At 39.6% G+C, this 17,857-nt stretch carries 16 protein-coding genes and 1 other annotated feature; of the genes, 3 read left to right on the top strand and 13 right to left on the bottom strand.

The features are described 5' to 3' along the window. Positions 1-2: 2 nt before the first annotated feature. The 5 genes from HCB49_RS04595 to HCB49_RS04575 all read right to left on the bottom strand — a co-directional run bounded on the left by HCB49_RS04595 (position 3) and on the right by HCB49_RS04575 (position 8,406). Positions 3-3,413 carry an FtsX-like permease family protein gene (locus tag HCB49_RS04595; protein ID WP_185604236.1) on the bottom strand — a complete coding sequence of 1,137 codons (3,411 nt, stop codon included), beginning with the start codon at positions 3,411-3,413 and terminating at the stop codon, positions 3-5. A 13-nt stretch (positions 3,414-3,426) separates the two neighbouring features. Beyond that, positions 3,427-4,128 carry an ABC transporter ATP-binding protein gene (locus HCB49_RS04590; RefSeq protein WP_008947580.1) on the bottom strand — a complete coding sequence of 234 codons (702 nt, stop codon included), beginning with the start codon at positions 4,126-4,128 and terminating at the stop codon, positions 3,427-3,429. 127 nt (positions 4,129-4,255) lie between these two features. Next, the gene (pheT, locus tag HCB49_RS04585; protein WP_185604235.1) at positions 4,256-6,664 is read right to left on the bottom strand and encodes a phenylalanine--tRNA ligase subunit beta; all 2,409 of its coding nucleotides are present in this window, start codon (positions 6,662-6,664) and stop codon (positions 4,256-4,258) included. After that, positions 6,664-7,716, bottom strand: a complete 1,053-nt coding sequence (pheS, locus tag HCB49_RS04580) for a phenylalanine--tRNA ligase subunit alpha (RefSeq protein ID WP_185516964.1) — start codon at positions 7,714-7,716, stop codon at positions 6,664-6,666. The genes pheT and pheS overlap by 1 nt, the downstream gene beginning before the upstream one ends. Positions 7,717-7,761: 45 nt before the next feature. Continuing rightward, positions 7,762-7,991, bottom strand: a binding site (T-box leader). Positions 7,992-8,082: 91 nt separating this feature from the next. Further along, the gene (locus HCB49_RS04575) at positions 8,083-8,406 is read right to left on the bottom strand and encodes a winged helix-turn-helix transcriptional regulator (RefSeq protein ID WP_003721618.1); all 324 of its coding nucleotides are present in this window, start codon (positions 8,404-8,406) and stop codon (positions 8,083-8,085) included. 157 nt (positions 8,407-8,563) lie between these two features. On the opposite strand from HCB49_RS04575, the gene HCB49_RS04570 reads away from it, so the two are divergent. Next, positions 8,564-8,935, top strand: a complete 372-nt coding sequence (locus HCB49_RS04570; protein ID WP_185604234.1) for a DUF6054 family protein — start codon at positions 8,564-8,566, stop codon at positions 8,933-8,935. 33 nt (positions 8,936-8,968) lie between these two features. Here HCB49_RS04570 and HCB49_RS04565 read toward each other — a convergent pair whose 3' ends face one another. From HCB49_RS04565 to HCB49_RS04545, 5 genes are all read right to left on the bottom strand, one after another. Then, positions 8,969-9,727 (bottom strand): TrmH family RNA methyltransferase, encoded by a 759-nt coding sequence (locus HCB49_RS04565; protein WP_185419805.1) that lies wholly within the window; start codon positions 9,725-9,727, stop codon positions 8,969-8,971. Positions 9,728-9,752: 25 nt separating this feature from the next. After that, positions 9,753-10,832, bottom strand: a complete 1,080-nt coding sequence (locus tag HCB49_RS04560; RefSeq protein ID WP_185391186.1) for a M42 family metallopeptidase — start codon at positions 10,830-10,832, stop codon at positions 9,753-9,755. Between the two features lie 111 nt (positions 10,833-10,943). Further along, positions 10,944-11,957 (bottom strand): glucosaminidase domain-containing protein, encoded by a 1,014-nt coding sequence (locus HCB49_RS04555; protein WP_221773013.1) that lies wholly within the window; start codon positions 11,955-11,957, stop codon positions 10,944-10,946. A gap of 269 nt (positions 11,958-12,226) precedes the next feature. Then, a complete protein-coding gene (locus tag HCB49_RS04550) occupies positions 12,227-13,093 on the bottom strand; it encodes a glucosaminidase domain-containing protein (RefSeq protein WP_185604510.1) in 867 nt (288 codons plus the stop codon). 294 nt (positions 13,094-13,387) lie between these two features. Next, the gene (locus HCB49_RS04545; RefSeq protein WP_185604233.1) at positions 13,388-13,921 is read right to left on the bottom strand and encodes an AAA family ATPase; all 534 of its coding nucleotides are present in this window, start codon (positions 13,919-13,921) and stop codon (positions 13,388-13,390) included. 88 nt (positions 13,922-14,009) lie between these two features. Here HCB49_RS04545 and HCB49_RS04540 point away from each other — a divergent pair, with 88 nt between their 5' ends. Together HCB49_RS04540 and HCB49_RS04535 are read left to right on the top strand one after the other, a co-directional pair. After that, positions 14,010-14,459 (top strand): DMT family transporter, encoded by a 450-nt coding sequence (locus HCB49_RS04540; RefSeq protein ID WP_185604232.1) that lies wholly within the window; start codon positions 14,010-14,012, stop codon positions 14,457-14,459. A gap of 14 nt (positions 14,460-14,473) precedes the next feature. Continuing rightward, positions 14,474-14,941, top strand: a complete 468-nt coding sequence (locus tag HCB49_RS04535) for a DMT family transporter (RefSeq protein WP_185604231.1) — start codon at positions 14,474-14,476, stop codon at positions 14,939-14,941. Positions 14,942-14,983: 42 nt separating this feature from the next. On the opposite strand, the gene HCB49_RS04530 is transcribed toward HCB49_RS04535, so the two are convergent. The 3 genes from HCB49_RS04530 to HCB49_RS04520 are packed head-to-tail and all read right to left on the bottom strand — an operon-like array spanning position 14,984 to position 17,855. After that, on the bottom strand, positions 14,984-15,550 hold the full coding sequence (locus HCB49_RS04530; RefSeq protein ID WP_185391184.1) for a cob(I)yrinic acid a,c-diamide adenosyltransferase: 567 nt from the start codon (positions 15,548-15,550) through the stop codon (positions 14,984-14,986). Then, a complete protein-coding gene (locus HCB49_RS04525; RefSeq protein ID WP_185604230.1) occupies positions 15,514-17,049 on the bottom strand; it encodes a cobyric acid synthase in 1,536 nt (511 codons plus the stop codon). Before HCB49_RS04525 ends, HCB49_RS04530 begins: the two co-directional genes overlap by 37 nt. Further along, a complete protein-coding gene (locus HCB49_RS04520) occupies positions 17,049-17,855 on the bottom strand; it encodes an energy-coupling factor ABC transporter ATP-binding protein, CbiO family (protein WP_185604229.1) in 807 nt (268 codons plus the stop codon). The genes HCB49_RS04525 and HCB49_RS04520 overlap by 1 nt, the downstream gene beginning before the upstream one ends. Positions 17,856-17,857: the final 2 nt, after the last annotated feature.

Here is a 17,857-nt window from a genome sequence, read left to right as displayed (position 1 = left end):
CATTATTCTACTGATTTTAATGCTTCAATCATGTCAATTCGTTTGAGTTTAATGTGCATCACAACCATTACCACGGTGGCAAAAATAAGTGTGAGAATGCCGGAAAATAGATAGCTTGTCCAACTAATCGCTGGGCTAAACATCATTTGGTCGACTTCTGCGGTAGTAATTATAAAACGGTGCAAGAAGAAGCCAAGCACGAATCCCGTCACAATTCCCATTAAGGTTAAAATAATATTTTCTCGGTAGACATACATCGTTACTTCTTTTGGATAAAAACCGAGTACTTTGATGGTGGAAAGTTCGCGAATCCGTTCTGATACATTGATATTAGTCAGGTTGTATAGAACAACAAATGCGAGCAGTGCGGCTGATGTGATGAGTACAACGATAACGATATTCAAGCTATCAAGCGTGTCTGTCAGCATCGAACTAACGTTATTGGAAAAAGTAACATTGAGAACAGCTTTACTATCCGTTAATTTCTCCGCAAAATCGCTTTCCACTTTTTCAGAAGTATCTTTTAGCATTAATAAATCTAAATTATAAACTAGTTTTTCTTTGAAAATTTGCTGGTAATACGTTGGTGTCATGTAAATATAGTGTAATGCGTAATTTTCTGTAATGGCACTCACTTTTATTTGAAATTTATCATTTTCGGCGTTTTTGACTGTAATGGTGTCGCCTGGTTTTACGTCAAAAAGTTTAGCCAGTTTTTCGGTGATGATTGCTCCATCATCTGTGAGTTTTTCTGTTGTATGGCTGGCACGGTCGCGTAAAACGATATAATTCGGCAGCTCATTTAAATTCTTAGGCACAATAATCGATGTAGCTTGCGCGGACTGCCCCGCTTTCACAGTATCGATATTTGTTTGTGACATGGCCAGTTTACTTTTAATATTGGAATCATCCATTAGTTCATCAAATGTTTCTTTGGCTGTCGGTGGCGCGCTCATATCTTGGTAAACAGCCGCATCGTATTTCATAATTTGCCCGTATTGCATTTTCGCAATATCACTTATGGAATTACGGAGACCAAAGCCTGTAAGAATTAACGCCGTACAGCCAGCTACACCAAGAACAGTCATTAGCATTCGTTGTTTATAACGGAATAAATTTCTAGCCGTTACTTTGCTTGTGAAATTCATTCGTTTCCAAATAAATTGTATCCGTTCTAAGAAAATACGTTTTCCGATTTTTGGTGCTTTAGGGCGCATTAATGTGGCAGCATTGGCCCGAAGTTCTGCGCGACAAGCTACATAGGCTGTAAATGTCGTGCAGAATAAAGCGACAAATAAGGATAGCAAACTGTAGCTCCAGTAGAAACCAATATCAACTGGCGGCATTTCATACATCGATTTATAGGCGTTAAAAATGATATTCGGGAAAAACTGGAAGCCAATCAATATTCCGAGCACACTTCCAATCACACTTGCGATGGAACCATAAACGAGATATTTTAAAATAATGCTTCCATTCGAATAACCAAATGCTTTTAACGTTCCAATCTGTGTTCTTTGTTCTTCTACCATACGCGTCATCGTCGTTAAACAAACGAGCGCAGCAATTAGGAAAAAGAAGATTGGGAATGCGGTCGATAAAGAAGTTAGTCTGTCGGCATTTTCTTTATATTCGCTATATCCCGGATTATCATTGCGATCTAACACGTAATACTTTGGAAGTTCTAGCGTATCTAATTTTTCTTGACCGATTTTAGCCTCTTTTTCAGCACTGGCTAGTTTTGGTTCTGCTTTTTGTTTTTCGGTTGTGAATAACGCTAGATTCTTTTCGTATGTTGCTTGACCAGCGTTTAATTTGGCAAGTGCGTTTTGTAGTTCCGCTCCGCCTGTTTCTTTACCGGCAGCGAGTTGCGCTTTTGCTGCAGCGAGTTTTTTAGTTCCGGCTTGGTATTTTGCTAAGCCAGCTTCGTAAGTCGCTTTTGGTCCTTGAAATGCTTGTTTTTTAGCGGCTAACGCTTGTTGAGCTTGTTCTAACTTTTGCTTTTCTCCATCTAAAGCTACTCGCGCTTCTTGGTATTTATTTTCAAAAGTAGGCATACAACTAAGCATAAATTCCATTTCAGCGCGCCATTCATTATTGAGATGACCGTATCCAGCTTCATAATCATATATAAATAGACTCAGTACCGTATCAAAACCATTTCGTTCTTTCTCAGTAAGTTTCAAACCTTTTGCAATGGAATTGAATGGGTAAAGCAAGATATCCCTATCCATCTCATCAGCTGGTAAACGATGTTCTTGAGATCTTTCTATGACACTTCTCGTATTTTTCAAATAGCTATTGGTTCTATTCAAAAAGTTATTCGCGTCTGTCCATGCTGCTTGTCCTTGTTTCAATTCTTTTTCTGCTTGGTCAATTGCTGCTTCGCCCTGAGTAATTTGTGGTTGGGCGGCGTCTAATTGTTTTTTCGCACTAGCTAGTTCGGCTTCTCCGTTGCGGATTTCTGTCTCGCCTTGGCTGATTTTGGTATCGTAGCTTTTTTTCGCAGCTTCATACTCGGAAAATCCGACATCTAGCTGTGCTTTTGCGTCTGCTAGTTTGGCTTCGTTCGTTTTTAGTTCTGCTTTTCCTTGATTAATTTCTTTCGTTGCATCGTTCAATTTCTGTTGTTCAGTTGCTTTTATTTTTTCTAAACGTTTTTCTGGTTGATTTTTCAAGGCTGTTTCAATGTTATCTTTATCTTTTTCTTCATTAGATAGATACGCATCACTAAAAGCTTTCTCAGATGCTAAATTGGTGAACGTTAAATTGGCGATAGTATATTCTGGTAACGCAAAGTCTTGCTCTTGGATGACCCCGAATGCTTCGGTTTTTCCTTTACCGACTGTGCTTGCGCCGCGTTCTGATTTTTGGATATAAGCTGGCGATTGGACGAAACCAACTACTTTAAAGGTGGATTCTTTTAATGTACCCGTCAGCTTATTTCCATCATTTTTAACAAACGTTACTTTATCGCCTAGTTGGACGTTTTCGTGGATAAGTTTATTGTTATCTAGGGCAATTTCTCCAGATTTTTCGGGCAAACGACCTGTCACTACTTTATATTTATTGAGCTGATTATCCGCCTTCATAGAATATAATTTAGTAACGATATTTTTGTCTTGCATCAAGGTGTCTGCGGTATATCCGAGTTCCACTTGCTCCACGCCGTCCACTTTTTCGAGCGCTTGTTTGTCGGTTTGATCGATTCCATAGGTTGATTGTACGTTGAAATTGGCTAGATCATACTTATTGAAATAATTATTGGCGGTTAAAAGCATATCTGGGCCAGTTGCTTTTAGTCCAGAGAAAAAAGCAACCCCAAGCATAATAAGCATGAAAATCGAAATAAATCGGCTTTTCGAACGCCATATTTCACGGTAGATATCTTTCCATAATGCTGAACGTTTCACTGGTTGCTCCTTTCTACCATTCTAAATTATCAATGGACATTGGCTGTGGATTTTCTTTGATACTGCGCACTTTTGCATTGTTAATTTCAATAACTCGGTCAGCAATTGGTGTGATTGCTGTATTATGTGTAATGACGATTACGGTCGTTCCGGTTTTTTCACAAGTTTCTTGCAATAATTTTAAGACGGATTTCCCTGTGTCGTAATCCAGTGCGCCTGTTGGTTCATCGCATAAGAGTAACTTCGGTGCTTTCGCTAATGCGCGGGCGATGGCAACACGTTGTTGTTCCCCTCCTGATAACTGGGCTGGAAAATTATCTAATCGATGACTTAATCCAACTTGTGTTAAAACGGTTTCCGCGTCTAGTGCGTTAGGAGCGATTTGTGCAGCTAACTCGACATTTTCTTTCGCGGTTAAATTAGGGACCAAATTGTAAAATTGGAAAACAAAACCGACATCTGTGCGACGGTATTTCGTTAATTGTTTTGCATTATATTGAGCAATATCTTGCCCGTCTACCATGATTTTTCCTTCACTCGAACTATCCATCCCGCCTAATATATTTAATACGGTGGATTTACCAGCTCCAGAAGGTCCAACGATAACAACAAATTCACCTTTATTTATCCCAAAATTGATTTTGTCATTAGCTGTAACAACATTTTCTCCCATTTGATAAAATTTAGAGACATCTTTCATTTCTACGTAGGTCATTTTTCTCGTCCTTTTTTCTCTGTCATATGACATTAGTATACCATGTGTTATTTAAGTTGGTGAAGTACTAAAAAAGGAAAGTAGCATAAAAAAAACTAACTGGAACGGCTCCAGTTAGTTTTTCCATTTAGCGGATAACCGCATTTAGTTTTGTTTGTAATGCTTCCACTACTTTGTTCGTTGCTTTTTGAACGTCTTCTTCAACGAGCGTTCTTTCGCTGTCTAAGAAAGTTAAGGTATATGCAAGTGATTTTTTATTTTCGCCAAGGCTTTCTCCTTCGAAAATATCAAATAGCTCAATGTTCACTAGTAAGTTTCCGCCGTGCTCTTTGATTACTTGAGAAATCGCAGCGTGGTCGGTATCTTTATCGACAAGTAATGCTAAGTCACGAGTCATTTCTGGGTAGCGCGGAATTGGCTGATAAACAACTTTTTCTTTCGTTGCATCAAGCAAAGCCGCTACATTGATTTCAAATACATAGGTTTCTTTTAAATCGTAGTTTGCTTCTACTGCTGGATGAAGCGCGCCAAGATAACCGATCTCTTGTCCTTCCAAAACAATGCTTGCTGTTCTTCCTGGGTGTAATTCTTCTTTTTCGGTTTGCTGCCAGTGCAGTTCGGCTTTAATTCCTAATTTGTTCACTAAACCTTCGACAATTCCTTTTAAAACGAAGAAGTCTACTGGTTTTGGTGTTTTTTGCCAATCTGCAACATGCCAGTTCCCAGTGATTAGGCCAGCTAAATGCTCTTGTTCGATTGGTAAATTGTCGCCTTCTGTTGCGTAAAACACGGTTCCCATTTCGTAAAGTGCCACGTCCATATTTTTACGCGCGATATTGTAACTTGCGCTACGAATTAATTGTGGAACGATACTTGTTCTTAAATGGCTGTGTTCTTCACTCATCGGCATCGATAACGCAACCGTTTTTTCATTGGAAAGTGCTAAACGAGTCGCATCTTTTTCGGAAGTTAACGAGTACGTTAATGCTTGGTTAAGTCCTGCTCCTTCTAAATAAGCGCGCATTACACGACGGGCTTTTTGGCTGTCTGATAAGCCACCTGTTGTGCTTGTTGCTGGAAGAGTTACTGGAATTTCGTCATAGCCATAAATACGTGCTACTTCTTCTAAAATATCCGCTTCAATCGTAATATCCCAACGTCTTGTTGGTACTTCGATAATTAATGTGTCGCCTTTTACTTCTAACACAAATCCTAAACGAGCAAAAATAGTTTCGATTTCCGCAAGTGTAATCGCTGTTCCTAAAATACGGTTAATGCGCGTTAAGCTTGTTTCGATTTTATTTACTGCTTTTTCACGGTTATCTACTTCTACTACACCGCCAACAAGCGTTCCACCACTAAGTTCAGCGATTAATGCTCCGCCGTGCGCAAGTGCTTTTTCTACTTTCCATGCATCAGAGCCTTTATCGTAACGAATACTTGCTTCGGTACGTAGGTATAATTCACGTGATGCTTTACCGATAGAGGAACTACTGAAGATTGCACCTTCTAGCGCTACAGTTGTTGTGCTCTCTGTTACTTCGGAAAATTCGCCGCCCATAACACCAGCGATGGCAATTGGCTCTGTTCCGTTAGTAATAACTGTATGGCCCGCTTGTAATGCTCTTTTCTCGCCATCAAGTGTCGTAATTTCTTCTTGCTCTTTTGCAGAACGTACGACAATTTTTTTGCTGCCGATTTTATCATAGTCAAATGAATGCAAAGGTTGGCCATATAATAAGTTGATGTAGTTCGTTACATCGACAACGTTATTATGAGGACGGATTCCTGCTTTCATTAGTTTTGTTTGTAACCATAGTGGAGATTCTTTGATTTCGATGTTTTCGATCATTTTAATCGCATAGTAAGGTGTATCAGCTGGATTTTCTACTTCTACAGAAATAAATGCATCAGCTTTACCTTTTTCGGATACGTCTGGCTGAGTTGGTTGGGCTGGTTTTTGATGGATAATCGCGCCAACCTCGTGAGCTACGCCGTTCATGCTTAATGCGTCGGCACGGTTTGGGGTGATTGCCATATCCAAAATCGCATCATCCAAGCCTAGTAAAGTGATTGCACTTACGCCTACTTCCACATGTTCTGGTAACACATAAATGCCTTCTGCATAAGCTTTTGGTACTACTTTGCTTTCAAAGCCAAGTTCTGCAAGCGAGCAGATCATTCCTTCTGAAACTTCACCGCGTAGTTTTGCGCGTTTGATTTTAAGTCCGCCTGGAAGTCTTGCACCAACTTTGGCAACAATTACTTTTTGACCAGCGGCAACGTTTGGAGCTCCGCAAATAATTTGAACTGGTTCTGCTTCATCTGTTTGAACGAGGCATTTATTCAATTTCTCTGCATCGGGGTGGCGTTCGCATGATAAAACTTCACCGACTACGACATTTTTCAAACTAGCGCTTAATTCTTGTACGCCTTCGATTTCAATACCTGTTCTTGTAATTGCTTCTCCTAGCTCTTCCGCCGTCAACGGGAAGTCTTGGAAAAATTCTTTGACCCAATTATATGAAACTAACATTAGATTTCCCCCGTTTCTGTACTTTGGAATTGCTTCGTAAAGCGTAAATCATTTGTGTAAAGGTGACGAATATCATCTACCGCATATTTTAACATTGCAACACGTTCAGGTCCTAAGCCGAAAGCAAAGCCGCTGTAACGTGTGGAGTCAATCCCAGACATTTCAAGCACGTTTGGATGTACCATTCCGCTACCTAAAATTTCAATCCAGCCTGTTCCTTTACAAACGCGGCACCCTTTACCTCCACATTTGAAACAAGAGATATCCATTTCAACGGATGGTTCTGTGAACGGGAAGAAGGATGGGCGAAGGCGGATTTCACGTTCTTCACCAAACATTGTTTTTGCGAGAACAGTTAATGTTCCTTTTAAGTCAGCAAATGTGATGTTTTCACCAACAACTAGCCCTTCGATTTGCGTAAATTGATGGGAATGAGTTGCGTCATCATTATCCCGGCGGTACACTTTCCCTGGGCAAATAACTTTGATTGGCCCTTTAGAGAAGTCATGTTTCTCCATTGTTCTTGCTTGTACTGGAGAAGTTTGGGTACGTAGTAAAGTATTTTCTGTAATATAAAAGCTATCTTGCATATCGCGCGCTGGGTGATCTTTCGGTAAATTTAGCGCCTCGAAGTTGTAGTAATCTAGTTCTACTTCCGGACCTTCTGCGATTTCATAGCCCATACCAATGAACATATCTTCCATTTCTTCAATAACTTGTGTTAGCAAATGTTTGGTTCCGATGCTCGGCGCAGTTCCTGGTAACGTAACGTCAATAGTTTCTGCTTTTAGTTTTTCATTGATTGCGGCTGTTTCGAGAATTTGTTGCTTGCTGGAAATAGCTTCTGTTAAAGCTGTACGTACTTCATTAGCAAGCGAACCCATTTTTGGTCTTTCTTCTGCAGAAAGTTTCCCCATTTGTTTCATGATTTCGGTCATCGGGCCTTTTTTACCAAGGTATTTTACCCGTAAGTCGTTTAAAGTTTTTAAGTCTGCTGCTTCGTTAATTTGTGTTTCTGCTTCACTTTTCAGCGTCTGTAACTGTTCTAACATACCGTTCACTCCTTCTTTTTAGACAAAATAAAAAAGCTCTATCCACAAAGGGACGAGACTTCTCGCGGTACCACCCTAATAAGAACAAAAAATTTGTTCCCACTCAAAATTCGATAACGGCTTAGTAACCGGACCACCTTCACACTAATTGTGCTTCCCGGCGGCGACTCCAGAGGTGAAATGTTCACAAATTCGTTTGTAAAGTGGCTTTCAGTCTATGACCACTTCTCCCTATACAGACTCAGTTTGCTACTTGGCTCTTTCATTGTCTTTACTTATTTAGATAGTTTCTATTATAGTATGGTTCTACGAAAGATTCAAGCTAAAAAATAATCTCCCCAAATTAACAGGAGAGATTATTTCTTTTTAATTAGGTACTTCCACCCATTTATCCGCCCAACACTGGACTTCGAGCATTACTTCTTGGAGTGCTTTGCCTTTTTCGGTTAGTTCATATTCAATGCGTACAGGAGTTTCTGGATAAACTTGTCTCAAACAAATATCCATTTCCTCAAGTTCCTTCAAACGTTCTGCAAGCACCCGATCACTCATTTGTGGGATCTCAGCGGCAACTTGTTTAAACCTTTTTGGACCAGTCAGTAAGACATTGATGATAAGTCCAGTCCAGCGTTTACCTAGTAATTGGAACGCCGATTCAAACTTCGGACATACTGTATGTGCATCAGTCATAATTCTCACCTCTAACGTTATTGTACCATATCTATCATCAGAAAGTAACTAATAAATGTTATGTTGCTTATATTAAGTAAGCGATATATCAATTGACCAAAGTATCCTTCTGGGCTTACACTATAACTAAGAGAGATTTATGAAGGAGGCGGCTATCATGCCATCCATTCGATACATTGTTAAAACCGATGTTTCTGAAACCTTCGAAATAATCAAAGCCGGGCAAGTAGGATCGAATATCGTTTTTTCTGAAATTAGAACATTTGATTTTGGCGAACTTGCGACACTTGCTTGCGAAAAGTATTATTTTCGCTCTTCTAACCGGGCGGCACTTTTCGTCAATATTAATAATTTTCACGGCGAAACAGAAGTAACGATTATCTCGACGGGTAGTTCGAACGGCTTCTTTACTGGCATTGACTGGGGCGCAGCGTTTGATTACATGCATAGCGTTGTAGCTGATTTAAAACGTGTGGCGATTCGTGAAGTAGAAATGGAAAAACAGGAAGAAATTAAAAAAAAGTGGTGACTAGGCCTGAATAACCTTAGTCACCACTTTTTATTATTTTCTTAAACCGTACAGTAAAATTCCTGCTGCTACAGCCACATTTAATGATTCACTGTCGCCGTAAATAGGAATGTATACTTTTTCGGAAAGACGATCTTGTAATTCAGGCGAAATACCGTTTCCTTCATTTCCGACCATTAAAGCTAATGTTTCGCGTTTTGGCATGTCGTTTAATGACTTCGCTTGGTCATCTAAAACTGCACCGATTACCGGCACGCCCTCTTCTTCTAAATTCGCAATCCAATCAAATAAATCTGCTTGAATAACGGGAATGTGAAAATGACTACCTTGCGTACTACGAATCACTTTCGGGTTGTAAAGGTCTGCACTACCTCGGCCGAGCACGACACAATCATATCCAGCCGCATCAGCTGTACGAATTAACGTCCCAACATTACCTGGATCTTGTACCGCATCTACAAGCAATAATTTCTTCCCATATAAAAGCATCATATCTGGCTCAGAAGTAGCAACGACCGCAAAAACGCCTTGCTCCGTCGTCGTTTCGCTAATTAAGTGGCTGATTTCTGTGCTGATTTCAAACACATCGTAATCGCCTTTTAACCACTCTTCTGGAACAGAAACACCACTTGAAACAAGCAGCTCCAGTACTAAACCATCTTGACGTAATGCTTCTTCTACTAAATGAAAGCCTTCCACCAAATAAGTTCCAGTTTTATCGCGGCCTTTTCTCGTTTGTAGTTTTTTCCATGTTTTGACACGGTCGTTTTTTACTGATTGAATCTGTTCCATAAAAGTTGTCCTCTTTTCTCGAAACTCAACCTAAGCGAATTTCTGTTACTTTTTCTTTATCTAAACGTTTGACTACTTCAGTAATTAGTTTTACTGCATTTTCAAAATCATCACGGTGTAGCATCGATGAATGAGAATGAATGTAGCGTGTTGCAATTGTAATGGATAGAGACGGGATTCCGTTTCCTGTTAAATGAATCGAACCAGAATCTGTTCCGCCCATTGGAATTGCTTCAAATTGGTAAGGAATGGATAATTCGTCCGCTACGTCTGTGACAAAATCACGAAGACCAGCGTGTGCTACCATTGATGCGTCATAAATAACGATTTGTGGACCTTCGCCCATTTTGCTCATCGCTTCTTTGTCTGTTACGCCCGGAGTATCTCCCGCGATGCCGACATCGACAGCAAAACCGATATCTGGTTGTACGAAATGTGCGGCTGTTTTCGCGCCACGTAAACCAACTTCTTCTTGAACCGTCCCTACACCGTAAACGATATTTGGATGTTGTTCTTTTTGTAAGTTTTTAAGTACTTCGATGGCAATTGCAAGGCCAATACGGTTATCCCATGCTTTCGCTAGCAAGAATTTCTCGTTTTTCATTACAGTAAAATCAAAAGCAGGAACGATCATGTCGCCAGGACGAATGCCGTAACTTTCCACTTCTGCTTTATCTACTGCACCAACATCGATAAACATATCTTTAATATCAAAAGATTTTTGGCGTTCCGCTGCAGTCATCACATGTGGTGGTTTAGAACCGATAACACCGGTGATCTCTTCGCCAGAGCGCGTCACGATAGTTACTTTTTGTGCGAGCATTACTTGGGAAACCCAGCCGCCCACTGTTTGAAATTTAATAAAACCTTTATCGTCAATTTGCGTTACCATAAAGCCTACTTCATCTAAATGGCCAGCAATCATAATTTTAGGTCCATCTTCGTTGCCCACTTTTTTCGCAACGGCACTTCCTAAGCCGTCTGTTTCAAAACTATCCGCTAGTGGTTCGATGTATTCGCGGAACACGTTTCTTACTGCGCGTTCGTTACCGGGGATACCTTTTGCATCGGTTAGTGCTTTTAACATTTTTAATTGTTCATCCATATTAATAACCCTCCTTATAAACTCCTTTTACATTATAACAGTTTCTTTCTAAAAATCCTTTGAAAACGCAAAAAAAGCCGAGTAATCTATTCAGCTTTTTTTGCAAGGCTATTACCATACAACGGATTGTACGTTAAGTAAAGGTAAATTAAAGGCTGTTTTTCCTTTTGTATCCGCCTTCGCTACTCTGGTTTTGTGAAGTTCAGATGTATCGATGTCCATGTTGATGACTAAACGATTATTATCATCGGTTTTTAGTAAGGCAGCGACAGTTGGCGAATAGTCTTCTAATTGATAGAAGTTTTTAATGGACGTACTTTCAATCCAACCAATTGATTCGCCATTTTGATGGATATGATACCACGTAATATTAGAGTCGGTTACTTTTACTTCCTGATTAATCGACACTTGGCGACCAAAATATTTGGACGTACTCGCTACTGGTTTCGCCCCTTTTGTACCACCGGGAGCGGACCAAATAAAGCAATTATCTTTGATAGCTATTTCTCCAGCTGCTTTGATTGCTTTATCAGATACTCGTTCACTATAAACGGTATCGTATTTATTTAAATTTGCTTTTTTGATGAGGTCAATTAGTTTTGCTGCATACTCTGGATCAGACGAATAGCCAGTTTTGCCAAGTGCAACAGCGGCTTTTTCAAAGTTATACTCTTTGATTAGTCCTCCGTATAGATGTGGATTCCATGATGGGCCTTTGACAAATAAAAGTGCGTGGTCATTCATTGATTCATACCAACCTGGGTACGCACGGAAAACAGCATCCGTTCCAACCCAAACAACACCATTGTGTTCTCTAGTTGGTAATTTAATCGATGCTCCATTATAAGAGCCTTTAATTCCGAATAAATTGTTACCGTCTTTTGCTAGTTTACTCTCGCCCCAATTAGATTCTAAAATTGCTTGCGAAATAGTAATACTTGCTAAAATACCATGTTCTCTTTGCACTTTTTGAGCATGCGGCGCAATCTCATTAATAAACTTCTCTTGCTTGGAAGTCAGGCCGTCCTCTAGACCAGCAGCTTGGGAGTGGATTGGTAAGGCGCATAATGTAATTGTAATTCCTAGACCAATTGTCACCAAATGCTTCTTTGCGAGTTGTAACATAATGATTTATTGCACATCCTTCTTTGAATTATCGTTCCAGCTTTTGAAAAACTAGAAACAGGTGTTCTTTAAAACAACTATTTCATTCTATCAAACCAGCCTTGTAATACACATTACTTTTACATTACTTATGTTACAATCTAGGCTTAGCGCTTTGATAGAGCAGTTTTAGAAAGGTGCGGTCAATGAAAATAAAAAAGAAAAAGAGCTTGTAAAGGACTTTTTGCCTATAAATAAGACAAGTCATTTTGCTCTTTCTCGGTCATTTTCTATTTTTTTTCGATTAATTCTTGTTTTACCCATCCAAGTGGCTCGGTATCTACGGAAATTTGGTACCAAACGCCACTATCGGTCTTTGCTTCGCGTAAAAGTTTCAAATCTTCTCGTTTATAGTAGTTAATTTCTTCTACTTTTAACGCGCCTGCTAGTCCATATGGTTTGGTCCACACCGCGCCAGATACGTCTTTTTTCACGTTACCATAGCCGGTTGATTTGGTGTCGTAGTATATCTTGTCTTCAATTCGGTCGTACAATGCTAGGTCATATCTTTCAATAATATTGATTAATTTCTCCGCATAATCGGGGTCTGTTGCATAGCCAGCTGATTGTAATTCTTGCGCGGCTTTTTTATAATCATCTGCTGCAACAACACCATTGTACTTATCTTTATTCCAAGAAGTACCTTTCAGAAAAAGTTCTGCGTGTGAATCGAGTGACTCGTTCCAGTCTTTATATTTGCGGAAATTAGCATTGATTTCAATCCAGTTTCCGTCTACAAATTCTTTCGTCGTCATCGTGACCATTGGTTGCGGGGCTTTCCCTTTGACACCAAATAAATTGTTGCCTTTTTGGGCTAAACCGCTTTGGCCCCAGTCGGATTCTAAAATTGCTTGGGCAAGTGTGATACTTGTTAAAATTCCATGTTTGGCTTGAATTTGTTGCGCACGGGGCGAAAGTTCATTTAGGAAGTTTTGCTGTTTGGAATGATATGCTGGGTCCGGTTCTGGTGCAGTCATAATTAAATATTGTTGCCTGACCACGGATGCAATGACTCCTACTAAAATAACTAGAAGTAAAATTCCTGCTATTCCAATTAGCCTTTTCTTCTTCTTTTTGGATAATTTTCTATATTTCAGCTGTCGTCACGCCTTTCTGTCTACGAATCCTTTGATGGTATTAGAATACGTTACTTTTACGACAATTGCAATCCATCTGGAGGTCTATTTTGCTGAATTTAAGAAATCTTTACTATTTATATGATTGGGTTAAATTATTGATAAATAGCTATTAATCGCTCAAATGATATGTAGGTTTCTTCAATTTGTAACATTTGCCATCATTTAGTCATATAAAATTGGTGTAGTTTTCTGAAAATAGCTTTTTGTACAGTTAAAAAACCGTTTTTCTTCTATATATAATAGTGAATTCAATCAGACAGATTTATTTGTTGTCGATTTAATTTGCAATATGCTTTTTTGGATAGCTTCGATTTTAGGTGATTCTTTGATAATTAGCCATTTTTCGGGATTTTTCGCGATTTGTTCGGTAATTAATGGTTTGGTTCGTTTTTCAAATAACTCATCCCAGTAAAACATTTTCTTTAGCATTTTTAAACGGATGGGATAATGTGCGGTTTCTAGTCGTAGTAATTGTTTGATTTGGCGTTTGATGAGTTGGGAGCGGATTTGTTTTTTAGATAAATCTAGGAAAATAATGGCGTCTGCTTGAATAATGCTTTCGGTCGCCCACGCTTCAAGATGGACGCCTTCGATAATCCAGTTTTCTTGTTGGAGGATATTGGTTAATACGGCTGCTTTTTCGGAATCGGTTCGTCTTACTTCGGTTGCTTCTCGTTTCCAGACGATGCGGTCCGTTTCAAAATAGTCGATTTGTTGCCATTCGGAAAGTTTTTTAGCTAATGTCGTTTTGCCGCTTCCGACTGATCCGATAATACGAATTTTCATAAAAAAACCTCACTTTGAATTAAATACTATCTTTTTGCCCTGCTTTTATTTTATAATTATCTCATTGTGATAAAAGGGAGGGAAATTTTTGATTATATTATTTATTGTATCAGGTCTATTGGCTGGAATGGTATTACCAGTTCAAACGGCCATCAATACACGACTTAGTACATATACGAAATCACCGTTTTTAGCTTCGTGGGTTTCTTTTATGGTTGGGACGACAGTTTTACTTATCGTTTGCTTATTTACACAAAAATCATGGCCAATATCATCAGAAATGCTTGCCTCAAATCCTTGGTATATCTGGGTTGGAGGTGGAACTTTAGGCGTGATTTTCTTAACAGCTAATATTTTACTTTTGCCACGACTTGGTTCTGCCCTACTTGTGATGATTACGGTTTGTGGACAAATGATTATGGCTATTGTAATTGATAACTTTGGTTTATTTCAAGTGCCAATGCATGAAATTAATATCGAACGTTTACTTGGCGTTATTTTAATGTTTGGCGGCATTTACTTGATGCAACGCTTTTAAAAGGAGGAGAAAACATGACAAAAAGATCATCCAAATCATTATTACTTTTTATGGCAATGGGACTTGTTTCTGGACTACTTTCCCCGATTCAAACGTCGATTAATAGCCAACTTAGGCTAACTGTCGGTTCTCCTTTTGTAGCATCATTTATTTCCTTTTTAGTTGGGACGACTTTGCTTACACTAGTTTGTTTAATTATCGAGCGTCGTTTGACTTTTCAGCTGAAAGGGGTCGGCCGAATTCCTTGGTGGGTTTTCACTGGCGGTGCGCTTGGAGTATTATTTGTAACTTCAAACATTTTACTTTTACCATTACTAGGCTCAGCAATGACGGTTGTTTTAGCACTTTGTGGGCAAATGATTATTGCGCTAATTATTGACCATTTTGGCTTTTTCGGGGTTATTCCTCATCCGATTAACCGTTACAGAATGATTGGTGTGCTATTAATGCTCGTTGGTGTATTTTTAATTCAACGCTTTTAAAAAAGAAAACCTCTCCAGTTTTAGGTCTGGAGAGGTTTTTTGTTATTTCTTTTTATTGCGGAAAACGAGTTCCGAATTTTTGTAAAAAATATCTGTTTCGCCAGCGCGGTAATTGACGACTCGGGCAACAGCGAAAAAGTAATCGGATAAACGATTAACATATTTTAATACTTCTTCGTTGCTGGAAGCGATTTTTAGCATGCCAACGATTTCGCGTTCGGCTCTTCTTGTTACGGTTCTAGCCATATGTAATAACGAGGCAGCTTGCGTTCCGCCCGGTAAGATGAATTTTTCGATTTCTGGTGGTTCATCGGCGTAAATATCAATTCTGTCTTCTAACCAAGCAACAGGCTCGCTCGTTAGTTTGTACGCGCGCTTTCCTTCTTCGGTTGCAAGGTCCCCTCCTGCATCAAATAATTGTTGTTGAATTTGCTCGAGCTCGGCTTGGATTTCTGGTTCGTTTCCAAGGGTGGTAATTGTGTAGCCAATCAGCGAATTCAGTTCATCAAGGGTGCCATATGCATCGATGCGGATATTGTCTTTGCTTACTTTGCTACCCCCAATAATTCTTGTCATTCCTTTATCGCCGGTTTTTGTGTAGATACGCATATTTTTTCTCCTTTCATGATTTTTTCTAGCTGGTCCATCTGGATATTTGCTTCTAAAAGGGCCGCTAATTTGTCGTATTCTTGTTCTTTGTGTTCTTTTAGTTTAATGATTTCATGTGGGTAAACGGGCTTATTTTTGTTTTTCAGCAGCTCATTGAATAGATTTCCTAGGAAAATATCGTTATCAAAAATACCATGGATGTATGTGCCGATGATATTGTTATTTGCGGAAATGGCGCCATCTTGGTGGATTTCTTGATTGCCGTTCACTGCTTTAATTTCGCAAAATGGGTTGGTATTCTCGCCGCGCGTTGTTTGCCCCATATGGATTTCGTAGCCTTCCACTGGTTCACCGGAAAGTGTCACACCAGTAATTTGGGTAGTGCGTTTTTGGTCGAGAAAAATGGTTTCGGTGTCTAGCAAACCAAGGCCGGCAATTTCGAGTTGTTTGCTTTCCACTTGATTCGGATCGAGCATTTTTTGACCGAGCATTTGATAGCCACCACAAATCCCAATTACTTTTCCGGCATTTTTAGCGTAGTTTTGAATAGTATTTTTAAGCCCAGATTCTTCAAGAAAAGCCATATCTTCCAGTGTATTTTTACTGCCGGGAATAATGACTAAATCTGGATTTCCAAAATCAGCTAGGTTTCGAATATAGCGCACGCTTATGTCGGGTTGAATTTCTAGAATATGAAAATCTGTGAAATTAGATATGCGAGGTAAACAGATAATTGCGATATCAAGCAAAGCCGAGCTATCTGCCACATAAATTTTACCACTGAGGGACACGCTATCCTCTTCTTCTAGTTGGAGATTGGCATACGGTATCACACCAATAACTGGGACACGTGTCAGTTCCTCAATCATATCAATCCCCGGTTGTAAAAGTGCCACATCGCCGCGGAATTTATTAATGATAACACCTTTAATCCGAGCGCGTTCTTCTTCATTTAAAAGCATGATTGTGCCATAAATAGAAGCAAATACGCCACCTTTGTCGATATCAGCTACTAATACGACGGGCGCATCGACCATTTTTGCCATGCCCATATTTACGATATCACGGTCGTTTAAATTGATTTCGGCTGGGCTTCCGGCACCTTCTAATACAATAATATCATTTTCATCCGCCAAACTCTGGTAAACTGCTTGGATTTTCGGAATAAGTGTTTGTTTGAAATCGTGGTATGTCACGGCGTCCATATTGTCTAAAATCGAGCCCATAAAAATGACTTGCGACTGCCTGTCATTGGTCGGTTTAAGTAACACAGGATTCATCCGGACATCTGGAAAAACACCGGCTGCTTCTGCTTGGAATACTTGCGCGCGGCCCATTTCATCCCCTGTCGCTGTAATAAAAGAATTCAGTGACATATTTTGCGATTTAAACGGCACAACCCGCTTGCCTTTATTTTTAAATAGACGGCATAAACCCGCAACGAGCACACTTTTCCCTGCATCAGACGCGGTGCCTTGAATCATTATTTGCTGTACCATTACTTAGTCACCTTCCCTGTATGCGCGAAAAAATCGGCTTCTTTTTTGAACAGTGGATAGCCAGCTTGTTGGTGTAACTTGATAAGCCAAGGCTGCACTAGACCCGCTTGTTCGATATTACTTTTCTCTAAAAAAACACTGCTCGTTTCCCCGTCTGTAAGAACTGCTCCGTCTTTTAGCATATAGACATAATCGCATATTTCATAAATCAAATCGATATCATGACTTGAAATAAGGATCTTTTTCCCTTGGTTTGCCAAGCGTTCGATAATTTCCATCATGATTTTTTTACCGATGGGATCGAGTCCAGCGGTTGGTTCATCTAGCAGTAACCAATCTGTGTCGAGAACAAGAGCTCCGGCAATGGCGACACGTTTTTTTTGACCGTAACTTAAATATTGGACTGGTTTATGTTGAAATTCCGTCGCACCAACAATTTCTAATACACTTGTCACGCGGGCCTCTACTTCACTTTCGCTCACGCCTAAATTTCGAAGTGCAAAGGCCACGTCATCACGAACATTCGAATAAAAAATTTGCTGGTCGGGATCTTGGAAAACGATGCTCACTTTTTTTCGTAAAGCAAATAAGGCTTTTTTGTTGTAAGCAAGTGGTTTTCCGTCAAAATAAACTTTGCCAGAAGTTGGCTTGTTAATACCTAGTAGCTGCATAAAAAGGGTCGATTTTCCGGAGCCATTCGCACCAATAAGGCCGATTATATTGCCTTTTTCTAAATCAATTGAAATATCCGTTAAGGCTTGTTTGCCATCTTCGTATTGGAATGAAATATGTTCTGTTTTAAGCAAAT

Source organism: Listeria cossartiae subsp. cayugensis (assembly GCF_014229095.1).
Taxonomy (GTDB): Bacteria; Bacillota; Bacilli; order Lactobacillales; family Listeriaceae; genus Listeria; species Listeria cayugensis.
This window is presented reverse-complemented; position numbering and strand designations above follow the sequence as displayed.